Origin of the sequence: Cellulomonas flavigena DSM 20109 (assembly GCF_000092865.1) — a bacterium.
GTDB classification, from domain to species: domain Bacteria; phylum Actinomycetota; class Actinomycetes; order Actinomycetales; family Cellulomonadaceae; genus Cellulomonas; species Cellulomonas flavigena.
This window is the reverse complement of sequence record NC_014151.1, coordinates 1,300,148-1,315,959: the sequence shown is the minus strand read 5'-3', so window position 1 is coordinate 1,315,959 and position 15,812 is coordinate 1,300,148. Positions and strand designations below refer to the sequence as shown.

Annotated in this window: 15 protein-coding genes; 4 read left to right on the top strand and 11 right to left on the bottom strand. The window is 74.1% G+C overall.

Annotation, left to right across the window (positions count from 1 at the left end; genetic code table 11):
- Nucleotides 1–106: 106 nt before the first annotated feature.
- The 6 genes from CFLA_RS05900 to CFLA_RS05875 form a co-directional block, all read right to left on the bottom strand.
- Entirely contained in the window at nucleotides 107–1,213 is a 1,107-nt protein-coding gene (locus CFLA_RS05900; RefSeq protein WP_013116406.1) for a branched-chain amino acid aminotransferase, read from the bottom strand.
- 115 nt (nucleotides 1,214–1,328) lie between these two features.
- The gene (locus CFLA_RS05895; protein WP_013116405.1) at nucleotides 1,329–2,393 is read right to left on the bottom strand and encodes a 3-isopropylmalate dehydrogenase; all 1,065 of its coding nucleotides are present in this window, start codon (nucleotides 2,391–2,393) and stop codon (nucleotides 1,329–1,331) included.
- An 87-nt stretch (nucleotides 2,394–2,480) separates the two neighbouring features.
- On the bottom strand, nucleotides 2,481–3,023 hold the full coding sequence (locus CFLA_RS05890) for an ASCH domain-containing protein (RefSeq protein ID WP_013116404.1): 543 nt from the start codon (nucleotides 3,021–3,023) through the stop codon (nucleotides 2,481–2,483).
- A gap of 164 nt (nucleotides 3,024–3,187) precedes the next feature.
- On the bottom strand, nucleotides 3,188–4,216 hold the full coding sequence (ilvC, locus tag CFLA_RS05885) for a ketol-acid reductoisomerase (protein WP_013116403.1): 1,029 nt from the start codon (nucleotides 4,214–4,216) through the stop codon (nucleotides 3,188–3,190).
- Between the two features lie 58 nt (nucleotides 4,217–4,274).
- Nucleotides 4,275–4,799 carry an acetolactate synthase small subunit gene (ilvN, locus tag CFLA_RS05880; protein ID WP_013116402.1) on the bottom strand — a complete coding sequence of 175 codons (525 nt, stop codon included), beginning with the start codon at nucleotides 4,797–4,799 and terminating at the stop codon, nucleotides 4,275–4,277.
- Between the two features lie 14 nt (nucleotides 4,800–4,813).
- Nucleotides 4,814–6,679 (bottom strand): acetolactate synthase large subunit, encoded by a 1,866-nt coding sequence (locus CFLA_RS05875; protein ID WP_013116401.1) that lies wholly within the window; start codon nucleotides 6,677–6,679, stop codon nucleotides 4,814–4,816.
- Between the two features lie 356 nt (nucleotides 6,680–7,035).
- Between CFLA_RS05875 and CFLA_RS05870 the strand changes: the two genes are divergently transcribed.
- A complete protein-coding gene (locus tag CFLA_RS05870; RefSeq protein WP_013116400.1) occupies nucleotides 7,036–7,689 on the top strand; it encodes an AMIN-like domain-containing (lipo)protein in 654 nt (217 codons plus the stop codon).
- 56 nt (nucleotides 7,690–7,745) lie between these two features.
- On the opposite strand, the gene CFLA_RS05865 is transcribed toward CFLA_RS05870, so the two are convergent.
- Nucleotides 7,746–8,621 carry a UbiA family prenyltransferase gene (locus tag CFLA_RS05865; protein ID WP_013116399.1) on the bottom strand — a complete coding sequence of 292 codons (876 nt, stop codon included), beginning with the start codon at nucleotides 8,619–8,621 and terminating at the stop codon, nucleotides 7,746–7,748.
- A gap of 66 nt (nucleotides 8,622–8,687) precedes the next feature.
- Between CFLA_RS05865 and CFLA_RS05860 the strand changes: the two genes are divergently transcribed.
- Genes CFLA_RS05860 through CFLA_RS05850 form a run of 3 tightly spaced genes read left to right on the top strand, consistent with a single transcriptional unit; the run spans nucleotide 8,688 to nucleotide 11,323 of the window.
- Nucleotides 8,688–9,767 (top strand): type III polyketide synthase, encoded by a 1,080-nt coding sequence (locus CFLA_RS05860; RefSeq protein ID WP_013116398.1) that lies wholly within the window; start codon nucleotides 8,688–8,690, stop codon nucleotides 9,765–9,767.
- Nucleotides 9,768–9,771: 4 nt separating this feature from the next.
- Entirely contained in the window at nucleotides 9,772–10,290 is a 519-nt protein-coding gene (locus CFLA_RS05855) for an isoprenylcysteine carboxyl methyltransferase family protein (RefSeq protein ID WP_013116397.1), read from the top strand.
- 4 nt (nucleotides 10,291–10,294) lie between these two features.
- Nucleotides 10,295–11,323 carry an NAD(P)/FAD-dependent oxidoreductase gene (locus CFLA_RS05850; RefSeq protein WP_013116396.1) on the top strand — a complete coding sequence of 343 codons (1,029 nt, stop codon included), beginning with the start codon at nucleotides 10,295–10,297 and terminating at the stop codon, nucleotides 11,321–11,323.
- A gap of 12 nt (nucleotides 11,324–11,335) precedes the next feature.
- On the opposite strand, the gene CFLA_RS05845 is transcribed toward CFLA_RS05850, so the two are convergent.
- From CFLA_RS05845 to CFLA_RS05830, 4 genes are all read right to left on the bottom strand, one after another.
- Nucleotides 11,336–12,310, bottom strand: coding sequence for an ABC transporter permease subunit (locus tag CFLA_RS05845; protein WP_013116395.1), 975 nt, complete (start codon nucleotides 12,308–12,310; stop codon nucleotides 11,336–11,338).
- Entirely contained in the window at nucleotides 12,307–13,278 is a 972-nt protein-coding gene (locus tag CFLA_RS05840; protein ID WP_013116394.1) for an ABC transporter ATP-binding protein, read from the bottom strand. The genes CFLA_RS05845 and CFLA_RS05840 overlap by 4 nt, the downstream gene beginning before the upstream one ends.
- Before the next feature lie 94 nt (nucleotides 13,279–13,372).
- On the bottom strand, nucleotides 13,373–13,963 hold the full coding sequence (locus CFLA_RS05835) for a pyridoxamine 5'-phosphate oxidase family protein (RefSeq protein WP_013116393.1): 591 nt from the start codon (nucleotides 13,961–13,963) through the stop codon (nucleotides 13,373–13,375).
- A gap of 4 nt (nucleotides 13,964–13,967) precedes the next feature.
- A complete protein-coding gene (locus tag CFLA_RS05830) occupies nucleotides 13,968–15,701 on the bottom strand; it encodes a glycoside hydrolase family 13 protein (RefSeq protein WP_013116392.1) in 1,734 nt (577 codons plus the stop codon).
- Nucleotides 15,702–15,812 lie beyond the last annotated feature (111 nt).

Genomic DNA, 15,812 nt, shown 5'->3' with positions numbered 1-15,812 from the left:
CGTGCACCGGGCAGCCGTCCGGACGCCGCCGGCGTAGAGCCGGCGGCAGGGCACCGGTGCAGCGCCCTGCCGCCGTGACGTCGTGCGCTCCGGGCCGGGTCGCGCCTCAGACGAGCCGACGCATCCACCCGTGCGGGTCGGACGCCCGGCCGTACTGGATGTCCGTGAGCTGGGCGCGGATGCGCGAGGTCACGGGACCCGCCGAGCCGTCGCCGACGACGAGGTCGAAGTCGTCGCTCGCGAGCCGTCCGATCGGTGTGATGACGGCGGCGGTGCCGCACGCGAAGACCTCGGTCACGCTGCCGTCGGCGAGCCCTGCGCGCAGGTCGGCCAGCAGCACCGGGCGCTCGGAGACCTCGTGGCCCGCCTCGACGAGCAGCGTGAGGAGGGACGAGCGGGTCACGCCCTCCAGGATCGTGCCCGACACCGGCGGCGTCACGACGGACCCGTCCGCGTGCACGACGACGACGTTCATGCCGCCGAGCTCCTCGAGCTGCGTGCCGGTGCGGTCGTCGAGGAAGCACACCTGCTCGAAGCCCTTGGCGTACGCCTCCTGCTGCGGCAGCAGGCTCCCGGCGTAGTTGCCGCCGCACTTGGCGGCACCCGTGCCGCCGGCACCGGCACGGTGGTACTCCTGCGAGACCCAGATCGACACCGGCCGCACACCGCCCGGGAAGTACGGACCCACGGGCGAGGCGATGACGAGGAACTCCGCCTCGAGCGACGGGCGCACGCCGAGGAATGCCTCCGAGGCGTACATGAACGGGCGCAGGTACAGGCTCGTCTCCTCGCCCGTGGGCACCCACGCGCGGTCGACCTCGACGAGCGCCCGGATCGCACCGAGGAAGTCGGCCTCGGGCAGCTCGGGCAGCGCGAGGCGCCGCGCGGAGCGTGCGAAACGCGCCGCGTTGGCGTCCGGCCGGAACGTCCACACCGACCCGTCGGCGTGCGCGTACGCCTTCAGACCCTCGAAGATCTCCTGCCCGTAGTGCAGCACGGCGGTGGCGGGGTCGAGGTGCAGCGGGCCGTACTTCTCGACCCGACGGTCGGTCCACCCGCTGCCGTGCGCCCAGGAGACGCGCGCCATGTGGTCGGTGAACACGACGCCGAACTGCGGCGAGGCCAGCGCGGCCTCACGGTCGGCGACGCTCGCGGGCGCATCGCTGAGGTGGATCTGGAACGTCTCGGACGAAGGGGTCGTCGCGGTGCTCATGGGAGGCCTTTCACCAGGGTCGACGTCGACGGTACCGGTGCGGACGGCCGGGAGGACAGGGCGCAGGCGTGCCTGCGGACCGGCGGACGCGCCGCGCTCGACCGGACCCGAGGGCTCAGCCGGCGACGCGGGCGGCGAGGTCCTTGCCCACCTCGGCCGTCGACCGTACTCGCTCGGCGGCGCCACGCTCGGCGAGGTCGGCCGCGACGGCCCCCTCGACCGCGCGGGCGGCGTCCGGCAGACCGACGTGGTCGAGCAGCATCGCGACCGACAGGACGGTGGCGGTGGGGTCGGCCTTGCCCTGGCCCGCGATGTCCGGCGCGGAGCCGTGGACGGGCTCGAACATGCTGGGCGCCGTGCGGTCCGGGTTGATGTTCGCGGACGCCGCGAGGCCGATGCCACCCGTGATCGCGGCGGCGAGGTCGGTGAGGATGTCACCGAAGAGGTTGTCCGTGACGATGACGTCGAACCTGGCCGGGTCCGTCACGAGGAAGATCGTCGCGGCGTCCACGTGCAGGTAGTCGACTGTGACGTCCGGGAACTCGGCGTTGACGGCCTCGACCGTGCGGCGCCACAGGTGCCCGGCGTGCACGAGCACGTTGTGCTTGTGCACCAGCGTGAGCTTCTTGCGCGGACGGGCCGCGGCGCGTGCGAACGCGTCACGCACCACCCGCTCGACGCCGAACGCCGTGTTCACGCTGACCTCGTTGGCCACCTCGGCCGGGGTGCCGACACGGATCGCGCCGCCGTTGCCGACGTAAGGGCCCTCGGTGCCCTCGCGCACCACGACGAAGTCCACGTCGCCGGGGTTCGCCAGCGGGCTGCGCACGCCGGGGAAGAGCTTGCCGGGGCGCAGGTTGACGTAGTGGTCGAGCGCGAAGCGCAGCTTGAGCAGCAGCCCGCGCTCGAGGACGCCCGACGGGACCGTCGGGTCGCCGATCGCTCCGAGAAGGATCGCGTGGTGGGTGCGGATCGCCGCGAGGTCCTCGTCGGTCAGCGTCTGCCCGGTCGTGTGCCAGCGGCGTGCGCCGAGGTCGAAGTCGGTCGTGCGAACCGTCGTCCCCGTGCCGTGCAGCGCCTGCTCGAGCACGAGGAGACCCTGCTCGACGACCTCCGTCCCGATGCCGTCACCGGCCACGACGGCCAGGTCCAGGATGGGGGGGGAGGTCGTGTCAGCCATGCTCGCATGGTACTCCCGCGTCCACGCCTCGGGACGAGCCGTCTCATCACGCGGTCGCGCCGGGCACGACGCCCGGCGCGTGCGGCGTCAGTCGACGGCCGGCGTCGGACCGCTCGTGGGGTACACGAGCTCGAACCGCTCGGTGACGACGTCCATGGAGGACGAGAACGCGTCGTCGCCCAGCACCCGGCGCCAGTACACCTCGTGCTGACGGCGCCAGGACTCCAGCGTCAGGTCGTCCTCGCCCTCGGCGGCCGCCAGGTCCGCCCCCACCTGGTCGAACGGCAGCACCTCGACCGCGGTGGTCCGCAGCAGCGCGCGCGGGTCGCCCGCGGAGTCGAGCACGATCGACACGTCCCCGACCTTCGGCAGCGGCTCGGCGCCGAACTCCACCAGCGCCGTGGACGTCGCGGTCTTGCGCCCTGCCAGCACGAGCGCCAGCAGCTCGTCGGCGAGCCGCGCGTCGTCCCCGAACGACCACGCGGGCGGCGCCACGGCACCGTCGACCGACTCCCCCAGCACCGTGTCGAGCTTGCCCCAGCCGAGGTGGCCGCGCGCCGCCTCCCAGAAGTCCGCGATCCGCGTGTCCTGCGTGTCTGCCTCGACCCCGGCCGTCGGCTGCTCGGTCATCGTCCACCTCTCGTCGTCCCACGCCCGCCGCCACGCCCCGGGCGCCGGACCTGCGCCGATCCTCCCCCACGCGCCCCGGCCGCGCACGCCGCACCCGCCACGACGCGAGAGGTCGGTCCGGCGCAGGGCTGGACCGACCTCTCGCGGGACAGGGTGGGGCCGCCTCAGCGGGCCGCCGAACCCTCCTGGTAGTCGCTGTCCGTCGGCTTGCTCCACGCGAACAGCTTGCGCAGCTCGCGGCCGACGGGCTCGATCGGGTGGTTCTGGCCCTTGGCGCGCAGCTCCTGGAACTCCGGGGCGCCCGCGTCCTGGTCGGCGATGAAGCGCTCGGCGAAGGCGCCGTTCTGGATGTCCGCGAGGACGGCCTTCATGTTCTCCTTCACCTCGGGCGTGATGACCCGCGGGCCGGAGACGTAGTCGCCGTACTCGGCCGTGTCGGAGACCGACCAGCGCTGCTTGGTGATGCCGCCCTCCCAGATGAGGTCGACGATGAGCTTGAGCTCGTGCAGCACCTCGAAGTACGCGACCTCGGGCTGGTAGCCCGCCTCGGTGAGCGTCTCGAAGCCGTACTGGATGAGCTGCGAGACGCCACCGCACAGGACGGCCTGCTCGCCGAACAGGTCGGTCTCGGTCTCCTCGGTGAACGTCGTCCTGATGCCGGCCGCACGCAGGCCGCCGATGCCCTTGGCGTACGACAGCGCGAGATCCCACGCCTTGCCCGACGCGTCCTGCTCGACCGCGACGATGACCGGCACGCCGCGCCCGTCGACGTACTCGCGGCGGACCAGGTGACCCGGGCCCTTGGGCGCGACCATGAGCACGTCGTGACCCGCGGCCGGCTTGATGTAGCCGAAGCGGATGTTGAAGCCGTGCCCGAAGACGAGCGCCGCGCCGTCCTTGAGGTTCGGCTCGATCTCGTCGCGGTAGACGAGGCGCTGGACCTGGTCCGGCGCCAGGATGACGACGACGTCGGCACCCGCGACGGCCTCGGCCACGGTGGCGACCTTGAGGCCCTCGTTCTCGGCCTTGGCCCGCGAGGCCGAGCCCTCGCGCAGACCGACCGTCACGTCGACGCCGGAGTCGCGCAGGTTGAGGGCGTGCGCGTGCCCCTGGCTGCCGTAGCCGATGACGGCGACCTTCTGGGACTGGATGATCGACAGGTCGGCGTCGTCGTCGTAGAACAGCTCAGCCACGGTGGAATCTCCTCGAGAAGTGATGTCTTCGTCAGTACGTACGGGTGGTGCTGGGCAGTCAGGCGGACCGGCTCACGCGCTCGAGGGCGCGGTCCGTGATGGACCGCGAGCCGCGGCCGATGGCGACGGTGCCGGACTGCACGATCTCACGGATGCCGAAGGGCTCCAGCGCCGCGAGCAGCGCGTCGAGCTTGCCCGGGCTGCCGGTCGCCTCGATGACGACGGTGTCCGGCACGACGTCGACGACGTGCGCGCGGAAGAGCTGGACGACCTCGAGCACGTGCGTGCGCTGCGCGACGTCGGCCTTGACCTTGACGAGCAGCAGCTCGCGCTGGACGGACGCGGCGTCCTCGAGCTCGACGATCTTGATGACGTTGACCAGCTTGTTGAGCTGCTTCGTCACCTGCTCCAGCGGGAGCGCGTCGACGTCGACGACGACCGTGATGCGGCTGATCTCCTCGTGCTCGGTCGGGCCGACCGCGAGGGAGTGGATGTTGAACGCACGCCGGGCGAACAGGCCCGCGACGCGTGTGAGCACGCCGGGCTTGTTCTCGACGAGGACGGACAGGGTGTGGCGGGTCATCGCTCCTCTTCCTCTCAGTCCTCGCGGTCCCACGCGGGGCTGATGCCGCGCGCGTACTGGATGTCGTCGTTGCTCACACCGGCGGCGACCATCGGCCACACCATGGCGTCGCGCGACACCGTGAAGTCGACGACGACGGGACGGTCGTCGATCTCCAGCGCGCGCTTGATCGTCGCGTCGACGTCGGCCTTGGTCTCGCACCGCAGGCCCACCGCGCCGTACGCGTCGGCCAGCTTGACGAAGTCGGGCACGCGCGCGGTGCCGTGCCCCGTGTGCAGGTCGGTGTTGGAGTAGCGCGACTCGTAGAACAGGGTCTGCCACTGCCGGACCATGCCGAGCGAGCTGTTGTTGACCACCGCGACCTTGATGGGGATCTCGTTGATCGTGCAGGTGGCGAGCTCCTGGTTGGTCATCTGGAAGCAGCCGTCGCCGTCGATCGACCAGACCGTGCGGCTCGGGTCGCCCACCTTCGCGCCCATCGCGGCGGGCACCGAGAAGCCCATGGTGCCCAGACCGCCGGAGTTGACCCAGGAGTCGGGGCGCTCGTACCGGATGAACTGCGCGGCCCACATCTGGTGCTGACCGACGCCCGCGACGTAGATCGCGTCCGGGCCGGAGATCTCCCCGATCCGCGAGATCACGTGCTGCGGGGCCAGGTGCCCGTCCGTCGGCTCGTCGTAGCCCAGCGGGAACGTCTCGCGCCACGCGTCGAGCTGCTGCCACCACGCCTCGAGGTCGGGGCGCCCGTGCTGGCCGTGCTCGCGCTCGAGCTCGGGCAGCAGGTCGGCGATGACCTCGCGCAGGTCGCCGACGATCGGCACGTCGGCGCGCTTGTTCTTGCCGATCTCGGCCGGGTCGATGTCGGCGTGCACGACCGTGGCGTTCGGTGCGAACGACGACAGCTTGCCCGTCACGCGGTCGTCGAACCGCGCGCCGAGGGCGACGACGAGGTCGGCCTTCTGCAGCGCGGCGACGGCCGCGACCGTGCCGTGCATGCCGGGCATGCCCAGGTTCTGCGGGTGCGAGTCGGGCAGCGCGCCGCGGGCCATGAGCGTGGTGACGACGGGCGCTCCGGACAGGTCGGTGAGCCGGCGCAGCAGCTCCGAGGCGCGGGAGCGGACGATGCCGCCACCGACGTACAGCACGGGCCGGCGTGACGTGGCCAGGAGCCGGGCGGCCTCGCGGATCTGCTTGGCGTGCGGCTTGGTCACCGGGTGGTAGCCGGGCAGCGCGATCTCCTGCGGCCACGAGAACGTGGTCTGCGCCTGCATCGCGGACTTCGCGATGTCGACGAGCACCGGCCCGGGACGACCGGAGCGCGCGATGTGGAACGCCTCCGCGATCGTCCGCGGGATGTCGTCCGCGTCCGTCACGAGGTAGTTGTGCTTGGTGATCGGCAGCGTGATGCCGACGATGTCGGCCTCCTGGAACGCGTCGGTGCCGATCATCGGGGCACCGACCTGGCCCGTGATCGCGACCATCGGCACCGAGTCCATGTTGGCGTCGGCGATCGCGGTGACGAGGTTGGTCGCGCCCGGGCCGGACGTCGCCATGGTGACGCCGACCTTGCCCGAGGAGTACGCGTAGCCCGCGGCGGCGTGCCCGCCGCCCTGCTCGTGGCGCACGAGGATGTGGCGCACGCTCTTCGAGTCCATGAGCGGGTCGTACGTCGGCAGGATCGCGCCGCCCGGGATCCCGAACACGACCTCGACGCCCGCCTCCTCCAGCGAGCGGACGATCGACTGCGCCCCGGTGACCTTCTCGGGCCCGACGCGGCGCTGCGCGTCGGCGGCCTCGTCGACGGGGCTCGGCACGTCCGCCGCCGCGCGCACGGGGCGCACGACCGAGCGGGGGGGTGCGGGATGGGGACCCTGGACCATCTGCGTCTCCTGCGGGTCGAGTGCGGGTGGTGGTCGTCCGGTGCGAGGGGGCCGCGCCGGACGGACGCCGGGCACGAAAAAGCCCCTCGACCCGGGCACCGGGCTGGACGAGGGGCGAGCGCGCGCGACGAGCGACCTGGGGCGGTGGCGTCAGCCGGCGCGCTCAGGAAGTACTACGAGGATCGTCTGCACGCTGGTGACCATACGCCTGCGGTCGGCGGATGTCACGTTCCACCCCTCTCGTCTCGCATCGTGGTTGACGTGTCCACCCATCGGACTTCTCGTGCCGTCGCGGTGCGCCGCGGGACGCTCCTGTCGGCGCGCCCTACGGTGGAGGACGAGCCGAGGAGGCACCCATGACCGTCACACCCGCACGCCGTGCCGCGACCGCGGGCGCCGTCGCGCTGCTGGCCACGACCCTCACGGCGTGCGGCGCCGCCGACGACCCGGCGACGACACCCGGCCCCACGTCGACCGCACCGGCGACCGCGAGCCCCACCCCGCCCCCGACCCCCGAGCCGACGCCCTCTCGGGCTCCGGCGCCCGCGCCGGAGCCCGAGACCGACCTCGGCGCGTTCAGCGCCCCCGGCACGGAGCTCGCGTCCGACGGGGACGCGTCGGGGTACGTCGTCACCGAGGTGCGTACCGGCGAGCACGACGGGTACGACCGGGTCGTCTACCAGCTCGAGGGTGGCCAGGGCGTCCCGGGGTACCGCGTGGGGTACGTCGAGCAGGCCGTCGAGGACCCGAGCGGCGAGGTCCGCCAGGTCGACGGCGACGCGATCCTCCAGGTGTGGCTCGTCGGCACGACGTACCCGACGGAGTCCGGGCCCCAGGAGCACTCCCAGGACCTGCGCCCCGCCGACGGCGACGTCGAGCACGTGGTGCGTCCGCTGACGTTCGAGGGGATGACGCAGTCGTTCGTCGGTGTGGACGACGGGCCCCGTGAGTTCCGCGTCACGGTCCTCGGCGACCCGGCGCGCGTCGTCGTGGACCTGCAGGACGACTGAGGCACGGGACGCCGGGCGTCGTCCGGGGCGGTGGTCGCGCCGGACCCCGCCGCGCCTCACGTCAGCGCGCCGTCCGCACCGGTCACGACGAGCACGAGCACGCACAGGCCCGCGACGAGCATCGCGAGCGTGAACGGGGCCCGGCTCGCCGGGCGCGCGGCGCCCACGACGCCCGCGGTGACCGCGACCGCCACGGCACCGACCCCGAGCGCGGCCGGCACCACCCGCGGCGGCCCGGGAGGCCCGAGGACCGCGACCACGACGGCCGCCGCCAGCACCCCCGGCGCCAGCACCGCCGTCGCCCGGCGGCCCAGCCGGTGCGGCAGCCCGCGCACGCCCGTCCCGGCGTCGTCCTCGAGGTCCGGCAGCACGTTGACGAGGTGGGCGCCGACGCCGAGCAGCGCACCGACCGCGACCAGCCAGCCCGCGGGCAGGCCGTCGCCCGGGCGGGCCAGCACGACGAACGCCGGCAGCGCACCGAACGCGACGGCGTACGGCACGCCCGACGCGACCGTCGACTTCAGCCCCACGTTGTACGCCCACCCCATGGCCACGACGGCGGCGTGGGCCGCGGCGGCCGCCGGCCCGGCGAGCAGCGACAGGCACACCGCGAGCGCGAGCGCGGCGAACGCCGCCGCGCGCAGCAGCGCCGGGCTCACGGCACCCGTGACGACCGGCTTGTCACGCCGCCCCACCGCGCGGTCGCGTGCCGCGTCGACCCAGTCGTTCGACCACCCGATCGAGAGCTGGCCGGCGAGGACGACGGCGAGCACGAGCGCGACCGTCCCCGCGGGCGCACCGACCGCCGCGGCGAGCGCCGTGCACAGCGTCGTGACGACGACCGTCGGGCCCGGGTGGCACGCGGCGAGCAGCGCGACGACGCGCTCGGCCGGGCGAGGCCGCGCCCGCACGGGTCGGGAGGCGTCGGTCACGGTGCGACCGTAGCCGCCGGGCCTGCTCCCCGCGCCGCGGGACGGGCACCGTGGCACGATCGCGACATGTCGCACCTGCTCGCGGTCGCCTCCGCCCTGCCGGGGCCGCCGCGTGAGCAGGGCCGCATCAGCGACGTGGTGGTGCCGCTCGTGGCGGGGGACGACGCGGGCGCGACACGGCTGCTGCGCCGCCTGCACGCCGGCAGCGGCGTACGGACGCGGCACCTCGCACTGGCACCGCAGGACTACGCCGGTGTGCGCGACTTCGGTCACGCGAACGACCTGTACCTGCGTATCGGCACGGACCTCGCCGCGCAGGCGGCGGCCGACGCCCTCGCGCACGCGGGTGTCACGGCCGAGGACGTCGACCTCGTGCTGTTCACGAGCGTCACCGGCATCGGCGCCCCCTCGGTCGACGCATCGCTGGTGCGCCGTCTGGGCATGCGCAGCGACGTGCGCCGGACGCCGTCCTTCGGCTGGGGCTGCGGCGGTGGGGCCGCGGGACTGGCGCGGGTGCACGACCACCTCGTCGGCCACCCGCACGACACGGCGCTGCTCGTGTGCCTCGAGCTGTGCTCGCTGACGCTGCAGCACGGCGACACCGACCCCGCGTCGCTCGTGGCCAGCGGGCTGTTCGGCGACGGCGCGGCCGCGGCCGTGCTCGTCGGCGACGCGCACCCCGCGGCGGCACGGGCGCAGGGCCCCGAGGTCGTGGCCGCCCGCAGCCGGCTGTACCCCGGCACCGAGGGCGACCTGGGGTGGCAGGTCGGCGCGACGGGGTTCCGGATCGTGCTCTCCGCCGGGCTGCCGGACGTCATCCGCGCCGAGCTCGCGGCCGACGTCGAGGGCCTGCTCGCGGCGCACGGCCTCAAGGTGGGGGACGTCACGCGGTGGGTCGTGCACGCCGGCGGGCCGAGAATCCTCGACGCCGTCTCCGACTCGCTCGGCCTGCCCGACGACGCGCTCGCCGCGAGCCGGGCCTCGCTCGCCGCCGTGGGCAACCTCTCGTCGGCGTCGGTGCTCGACGTGCTCGACCGCACCCTGCGCTCCGGGGCGCCCGGCGGGTCGCCCGGGGTGCTGCTCGCCTTCGGCCCCGGCGTGAGCGCCGAGGTCGTCCTGCTGCGCTGGTCCGCGACGGAAGGTTGACGACGTGCTCCCTCTCTACCTGACGGTGGTCGCACTGACCGCCGTCGAGCGCCTGGCCGAGCTCGTGGTGTCGGCGCGCAACGCGCGCTGGTCGTTCGCGCGCGGCGGCGTCGAGACCGGGCGCGGGCACTTTCCCGCGATGGTCGCGCTGCACACGGCGCTGCTCGTGGCGTGCGTGGTCGAGGTCGTCGTGGCGGACCGGCCCTTCCTGCCGTGGCTCGGGTGGCCCGCGCTCGCGCTCGTCGTCGCGAGCCAGGCGCTGCGCTGGTGGTGCATCGGCACGCTGGGGCCGCGCTGGAACACGCGGGTCATCGTGGTGCCGGACCTGCCGCTGGTCGGCGGCGGCCCGTACCGGTGGTTGCGCCACCCGAACTACGTGGCGGTCGTCCTCGAGGGGATCGCGCTGCCCCTGGTGCACACGGCCTGGGTAACGGCCCTCGCGTTCACGGTGCTCAACGCGGTGCTGCTGCTGCGCTTCCGGATCCCGGCGGAGGAGCGCGCGCTCGCCACCGTCGCGGCATAGCACGGTGGACACCGACGTCCTCGTCGTGGGTGGCGGCCCCGTCGGGCTCGCCGCGGCGATCGAGGCCCGGCTGCGCGGCCTGGACGTCGTGGTGGTGGAACCGCGCGCAGGCGCCGTCGACAAGGCGTGCGGCGAGGGGCTCATGCCCGGAGCCCTGCGCCTGCTGCGGGCGTGGGACGTCGACCCGGCCGGGCGCGCGCTGGCGGGCATCAGCTATCGCTCCCGCGCGGGCCACGTCGACCACCGGTTCCGCGGCGAGGCGGGCCGCGGCGTGCGACGCACGGTGCTGCACGACGCGCTGCGCGAGCGCGCGGCGGACCTGGGAGCGGTCACGACGCACGCCCGTGTCGACGACGTGCAGGTCCGCCCCGCCGGCGTCGTGGCGGCGGGCGTCTCCGCGCGCCACCTGCTCGCGTGCGACGGGCTGCACTCCACCGTGCGACGCCTCGTCGGGCTCGAGGCCCCTGCGCGCCGCCGTCCGCCCGGCACCGACCGCCGCCGCTACGGGCTGCGCCGCCACTACCGCACGGCGCCGTGGTCGGACCTCGTCGAGGTGCACTGGTCACCGGTCGCCGAGGCGTACGTGACCCCCGTCGCCGCCGACCTCGTCGGCGTGGCACTCCTGGGACCGCGCGGCACGGACCTCGCGTCCACGCTCGCGACCCTTCCCGAGCTCGCGGCACGCCTCGACGGTGTGCCCACCGGTCCCGCGCGCGGTGCGGGCCCGCTGCGGCAGCGCAGCCGGCGCCGCACGGCCGGGCCCGTCCGGCTCGTCGGCGACGCGTCGGGCTACGTCGACGCGCTCACCGGTGAGGGGCTGCGCGTCGGGTTCGCGCAGGCGCGCGCCGCCGTCGCGACGCTCGACGACCCCGCGGCGTACGAGCGCGCGTGGTGGGCGGCGACGCGTGACTACCGCGTGCTCACCTCGGGGCTGGTCACGTGGGCGGGGTCCCCGCTGCGCGCAGCGCTGGTCCCCGTGGCGCGACGCGCCCCCGGGCTCTTCGGTGCGGTGGTGGAGCGCCTGGCCAGGTGAACGGCCGACGCGTCAGGTGACGTCGCGGAACCGGAACGACAGCCACCCGACGACGACCATCAGCACCACGAGCACACCGCCCACCAGCGCGCCCTGACCCGCGCCGACCGCGTGGGACGCGAGCTCGCACGTCTCACCGGACGGGACGGTCGGGTCCGTGACGCACACCGGCACCCAGTACCACGCCCTGCCCTCGACGAAGGCGGCGATGTTCGTGGACGTGCGCAGCCAGCCCGCCTCGGGCAGCACCAGCGGCAACGCGGACTCCACCGTGGCGACCCACCAGACGGCCACTGCGGTGACCGCGGCGGCGTGCCGGACGGCGAACGCGAGACCGTGCACCGCCGCCGCCACCGCGAGCCCGACCACGAGCCACCGCACCGCGGAGGTCAGGAACCGGACCGCCCACGCACCGTCCACTCCCCATGCGACGCCGTTCAGCGCGCACACGGCCACCAGGCCCGCGAGCGTCAGCACCGCGGGCACGAGCGCGACCACGAGCGCGGCGACCGACGACGCCGCGAGCTTGGTCAGGAACACCTGCCCGCGGCGCGGCGCGAAGGTCAGCCACGTGGCGATCGCCCCGGACCGGAACTCGGACGTGACCAGTCCCGCGGCGGTCATGGCCATCGCCAGGACCGCCAGCGTCCCGAAGGTCGGCAGCCGTCCCGTGAGGACCGCCGCCAGGGTCGGGCGTTGCGGCAGGAACCGCTCGAGGGACGGCACGACGTCGCTGCAGCCGTGCTCGGCGTCCGGCCCTCCCGCGGCGCGCGCCTGCGCCTGGGCCTCGAGGCACAGCGCGACGACCTGCTCCTGCTCGGCCAGCGCCACCCGAGCGGCCTCCACCTGCGCCGGCGACGGCGGGCGGGTGCTCCACCACCCGGTGAGCACCAGGCCGAGCCCACCGAGCAGGACCAGCAGGAGCATCCCGAGCACGAGCGGACGCGCGCGGGCACGCGCGAGCTCGGCTCGCAGCAGCGCGGTCATGCCGCGACCTCCGGCGCACGACCGGCGCGCGCACCGGAGCCGGTGAGCTCGAGGAACACGGACTCCAGGTCACGGCGCACGACCCCGACCTCGTGCGGGAAGACGTCGCCGCGCGCGAGGACCTCCGTGACCGCCGCCGCGCCCGGTGCGCCCGAGACGAGCAGCACGGCCCCGTCGTCGCGGACGCTCCAGCCGTGCGCGACGAGCAGCTGGGCCCCCCGGACGGGATCGGCCACCCCCACCCGCACCGTCTGCGCGGCGTCCCCACCGAGCAGGTCGCCGACGCGCCCCTCGGCCACGAGACGCCCCCGCGCGACGACCGAGACGGTGTCGGCGACGTGCTCGACCTCGGCGAGCAGGTGGCTGGAGACCAGGACGGTGCGCCCCTCGTCCGCCAGCGCCCGCATCGTGGCGCGCACGTCGCGGATGCCCTGCGGGTCCAGCCCGTTCGTCGGCTCGTCGAGGATCAGCAGCGCGGGGTCCTTCAGCAGCGTGGCCGCGATCGCGAGCCGCTGCTTCATGCCGAGCGAGTACCGACGGAACTGGTCCTGCCCGCGCTCGCGCAGGCCGACCCGTTCCAGTGCCGCCTCGACCCTCGTGCCGGGGACGTCGATGGCGGCGGCGAGCAGCCGCAGATTGCGGCGTCCCGAGAAGTCGGGGCTGAACCTCGGCCCCTCGACGACGGCCCCCACGCGGCCGACGACGGCCGGCAGCCCGTCGGGCACGCGAGCCCCCAGCAGCCGCACGGACCCGCTGTCCGGCCGCACGAGCCCCAGGAGCATGCGGATCGTCGTGGTCTTGCCCGAGCCGTTGGGGCCGAGGAACCCGTGCACCCCGCCCGACGGCACCGTGAGGTCGAGCCGGTCGACCGCGACGACCTGCCGCAACGACGTCGTGCGGTACGTCTTGCGCAGCCCGCGGACCTCGACGGCCGGGTCGCCCGCTGCGGGGCGGGCAGGTTCGGTCATCCCCAGGGCTACGGCACCCCGCCCGACGCCCGACAGGCGTGCGCCGGCGGTTCACCCGTTCGCCGCACCGTCGCGGACCGCGGACGTGGGGCCGTCAGCCCGCGGCGCCGCCGCCCGGCACCGGGTCCATGTCGAACCCCGGCAGCCCGTCGATGCTCGTCCGGTTCTTCTGCCGCCGGTACGCCGCGCGCCCGTCGACGCCCTTGCGCGCCATGAACTGCGGCAGCAGGTCCCGCTCGCCGCGGTAGTCCATGAGGGGCACGCCGTACCCGCACGAGTCGGAGACCCGCTCGACATCGACCACGACGACGGCCCGCGCACCCTGCGACTCGTCGAGCCCGCCGTCGAACCGCGCGAGCAGCTCGTCGAAGTCGTCGTCGTACAGCGTGACGAACCGGCCCCGCCCGTGCAGGCGGACGATGTCCGGCGGTCCGTCGAACGCGCAGAACATCAGCGTGATCCGTCCGTTCTCGCGCAGGTGGGCGATCGTCTCGGACCCCGACGCCGTGAGGTCGACGTACGCCACGGTCCGCTCGTCGAGCACCGCGAACGTCCCGCCGACACCCTTGGGCGAGACGTTCACGCGCCCGTCCGGGCCGCTCGGCGCGGTCGCGACGAAGAACACGTGCTGCGCCGACAGCCAGGCGCGCATCCGGTCGTCGATGTGCTCGTGGACCTTCCCCATGTGCTCAGCCTGCCGCGCGGCGCAGGACCACGGCCTCCCATCCCGCGAGCCGGACGCGACCGGCGGCCGGCACCGCGTGCTCGGCGAGGTTGCCGAGCACCACGACCGCGCCGTCCCAGGCGTCGTCGACCTCCACCTCCTGGGGCTCGACGCCGAAGTTCCCGAGCACCAGCAGCACGTCCCCGTCGAGCGAGCGGGTGAACGCGTAGACGTGCGGGTGGTCCGGCAGCAGCATCCGGAAGTCGCCGAGCCGCACGACCGGGTCCGCGTGCCGCATCGCGATGAGGCGGCGGTAGTGGTGGAACACCGACGCCCGGTCGGCGCGCTCGGCCGCGGCGTTGACCGACCGGTGGTTCGGGTTCACCGGCAGCCACGGCTCACCCGTCGTGAACCCCGCGTGCGGCGAGGCGTCCCACTGCACGGGAGTGCGCGCGTTGTCGCGGGACATCGCCGCGAGCCCCGCGAGGACCTGCTCGTCGCTCACGTGCCCCAGCGCGCGCGCCTGCGCGGCGTACCGCAGCGCCTCGATGTCGCGGTAGTCGTCGAACGACGTGAAGTGGGCGTTCGTCATCCCGAGCTCCTCGCCCTGGTAGACGTACGGCGTGCCGCGGTGCAGGTGCAGGACCGTCGCGAGCATCGTGGCGGACGCGGTCCGGTGCTCGCCGTCGTCGCCGAACCGCGACACGATCCGCGGCTGGTCGTGGTTGTCCCAGTAGAGGGCGTTCCACCCCACGTCCGCGAGCCCCGCCTGCCAGCGCGCCATGACGGCCTTGAGGTCCCGCAGGTCCAGGGGCTTCGGGTCGTACTTGCCGCCCGGGCCGTGGTCGAGGCCGACGTGCTCGAACGTGAACACCATGTCGAGCTCGCGGCGGGCCGGGTCGGTGAACAGCACGCCGTCCTCGACGGTCGCACCGGGCGTCTCGCCCACGAGCAGCAGCCCGTCGCGCCGGCCGTCGAAGACCTCGCGGTGCATCTCCTGCAGGTACTCGTGCAGGCGCGGGCCGTGGATGTACTGCGCCGAGCCGTCGCCCAGTGTGCCGGCGGTCACCGGGCCGTCGGAGAGCGCACCGTCGGGCCCCACGACCTTGGAGATCAGGTTGATGACGTCCATGCGGAAGCCGTCGACGCCACGGTCGAGCCACCACCGCATCATCGCGTAGACCGCCTGGCGGACGTCGGGGTTCTCCCAGTTGAGGTCCGGCTGCCTGCGGCTGAACAGGTGCAGGTAGTACTCCCCGCTCGCCTCGTCGTACTCCCACGTCGGACCGGAGAAGAACGACGCCCAGTTGGTCGGCTCGGCGCCCGGGGTCCCCGGCTCCAGCCCGGGACGGGCCGCCCGCCACCAGTACCAGTCGCGCTTCGGGGAGTCGACGGACGAGCGCGACTCGACGAACCACGGGTGCTCGTCGCTGGTGTGGTTGACGACGAGGTCCATGACGACCTTGATGCTGCGCGCGTGCAGCGCCGCGACCACCTCGTCGAGGTCCTCCAGCGTGCCGAACAGCGGGTCGACGTCCTGGTAGTCGCTGATGTCGTACCCGTTGTCGTCCTGCGGGCTGCGGTAGATCGGCGAGAACCACACGACGTCGACGCCGAGCTCGACGAGGTGGTCCACGCGCTGCAGGACGCCGCGCAGGTCGCCGACGCCGTCGCCGTCGGAGTCCTGGAAGGACCGTGGGTAGACCTGGTACACCACGGCACCGGTCCACCAGGGGGCGTCGTCCGGCGTGAACGTCATCACAGGCTCCTCGGCTCGGGGACGACTCGACCGTCGCACGCCGCCCCGGCCGGTGCACGCCGGCGCACGCCCGGACGACGGAACCTTCCACCCCCGCCACGCTCGACTCCG

Bases quoted from the DNA above. Each gene is read 5' to 3' on its own strand.
- CFLA_RS05900 (WP_013116406.1), bottom strand. From the start codon at position 1,213: ATGAGCACCGCGACGACCCCTTCGTCCGAGACGTTCCAGATCCACCTC.
- CFLA_RS05895 (WP_013116405.1), bottom strand. From the start codon at position 2,393: ATGGCTGACACGACCTCCCCCCCCATCCTGGACCTGGCCGTCGTGGCC.
- CFLA_RS05890 (WP_013116404.1), bottom strand. From the start codon at position 3,023: ATGACCGAGCAGCCGACGGCCGGGGTCGAGGCAGACACGCAGGACACG.
- ilvN (WP_013116402.1), bottom strand. From the start codon at position 4,799: ATGACCCGCCACACCCTGTCCGTCCTCGTCGAGAACAAGCCCGGCGTG.
- CFLA_RS05875 (WP_013116401.1), bottom strand. From the start codon at position 6,679: ATGGTCCAGGGTCCCCATCCCGCACCCCCCCGCTCGGTCGTGCGCCCC.
- CFLA_RS05870 (WP_013116400.1), top strand. From the start codon at position 7,036: ATGACCGTCACACCCGCACGCCGTGCCGCGACCGCGGGCGCCGTCGCG.
- CFLA_RS05860 (WP_013116398.1), top strand. From the start codon at position 8,688: ATGTCGCACCTGCTCGCGGTCGCCTCCGCCCTGCCGGGGCCGCCGCGT.
- CFLA_RS05845 (WP_013116395.1), bottom strand. From the start codon at position 12,310: ATGACCGCGCTGCTGCGAGCCGAGCTCGCGCGTGCCCGCGCGCGTCCG.
- CFLA_RS05840 (WP_013116394.1), bottom strand. From the start codon at position 13,278: ATGACCGAACCTGCCCGCCCCGCAGCGGGCGACCCGGCCGTCGAGGTC.
- CFLA_RS05835 (WP_013116393.1), bottom strand. From the start codon at position 13,963: ATGGGGAAGGTCCACGAGCACATCGACGACCGGATGCGCGCCTGGCTG.
- CFLA_RS05830 (WP_013116392.1), bottom strand. From the start codon at position 15,701: ATGACGTTCACGCCGGACGACGCCCCCTGGTGGACCGGTGCCGTGGTG.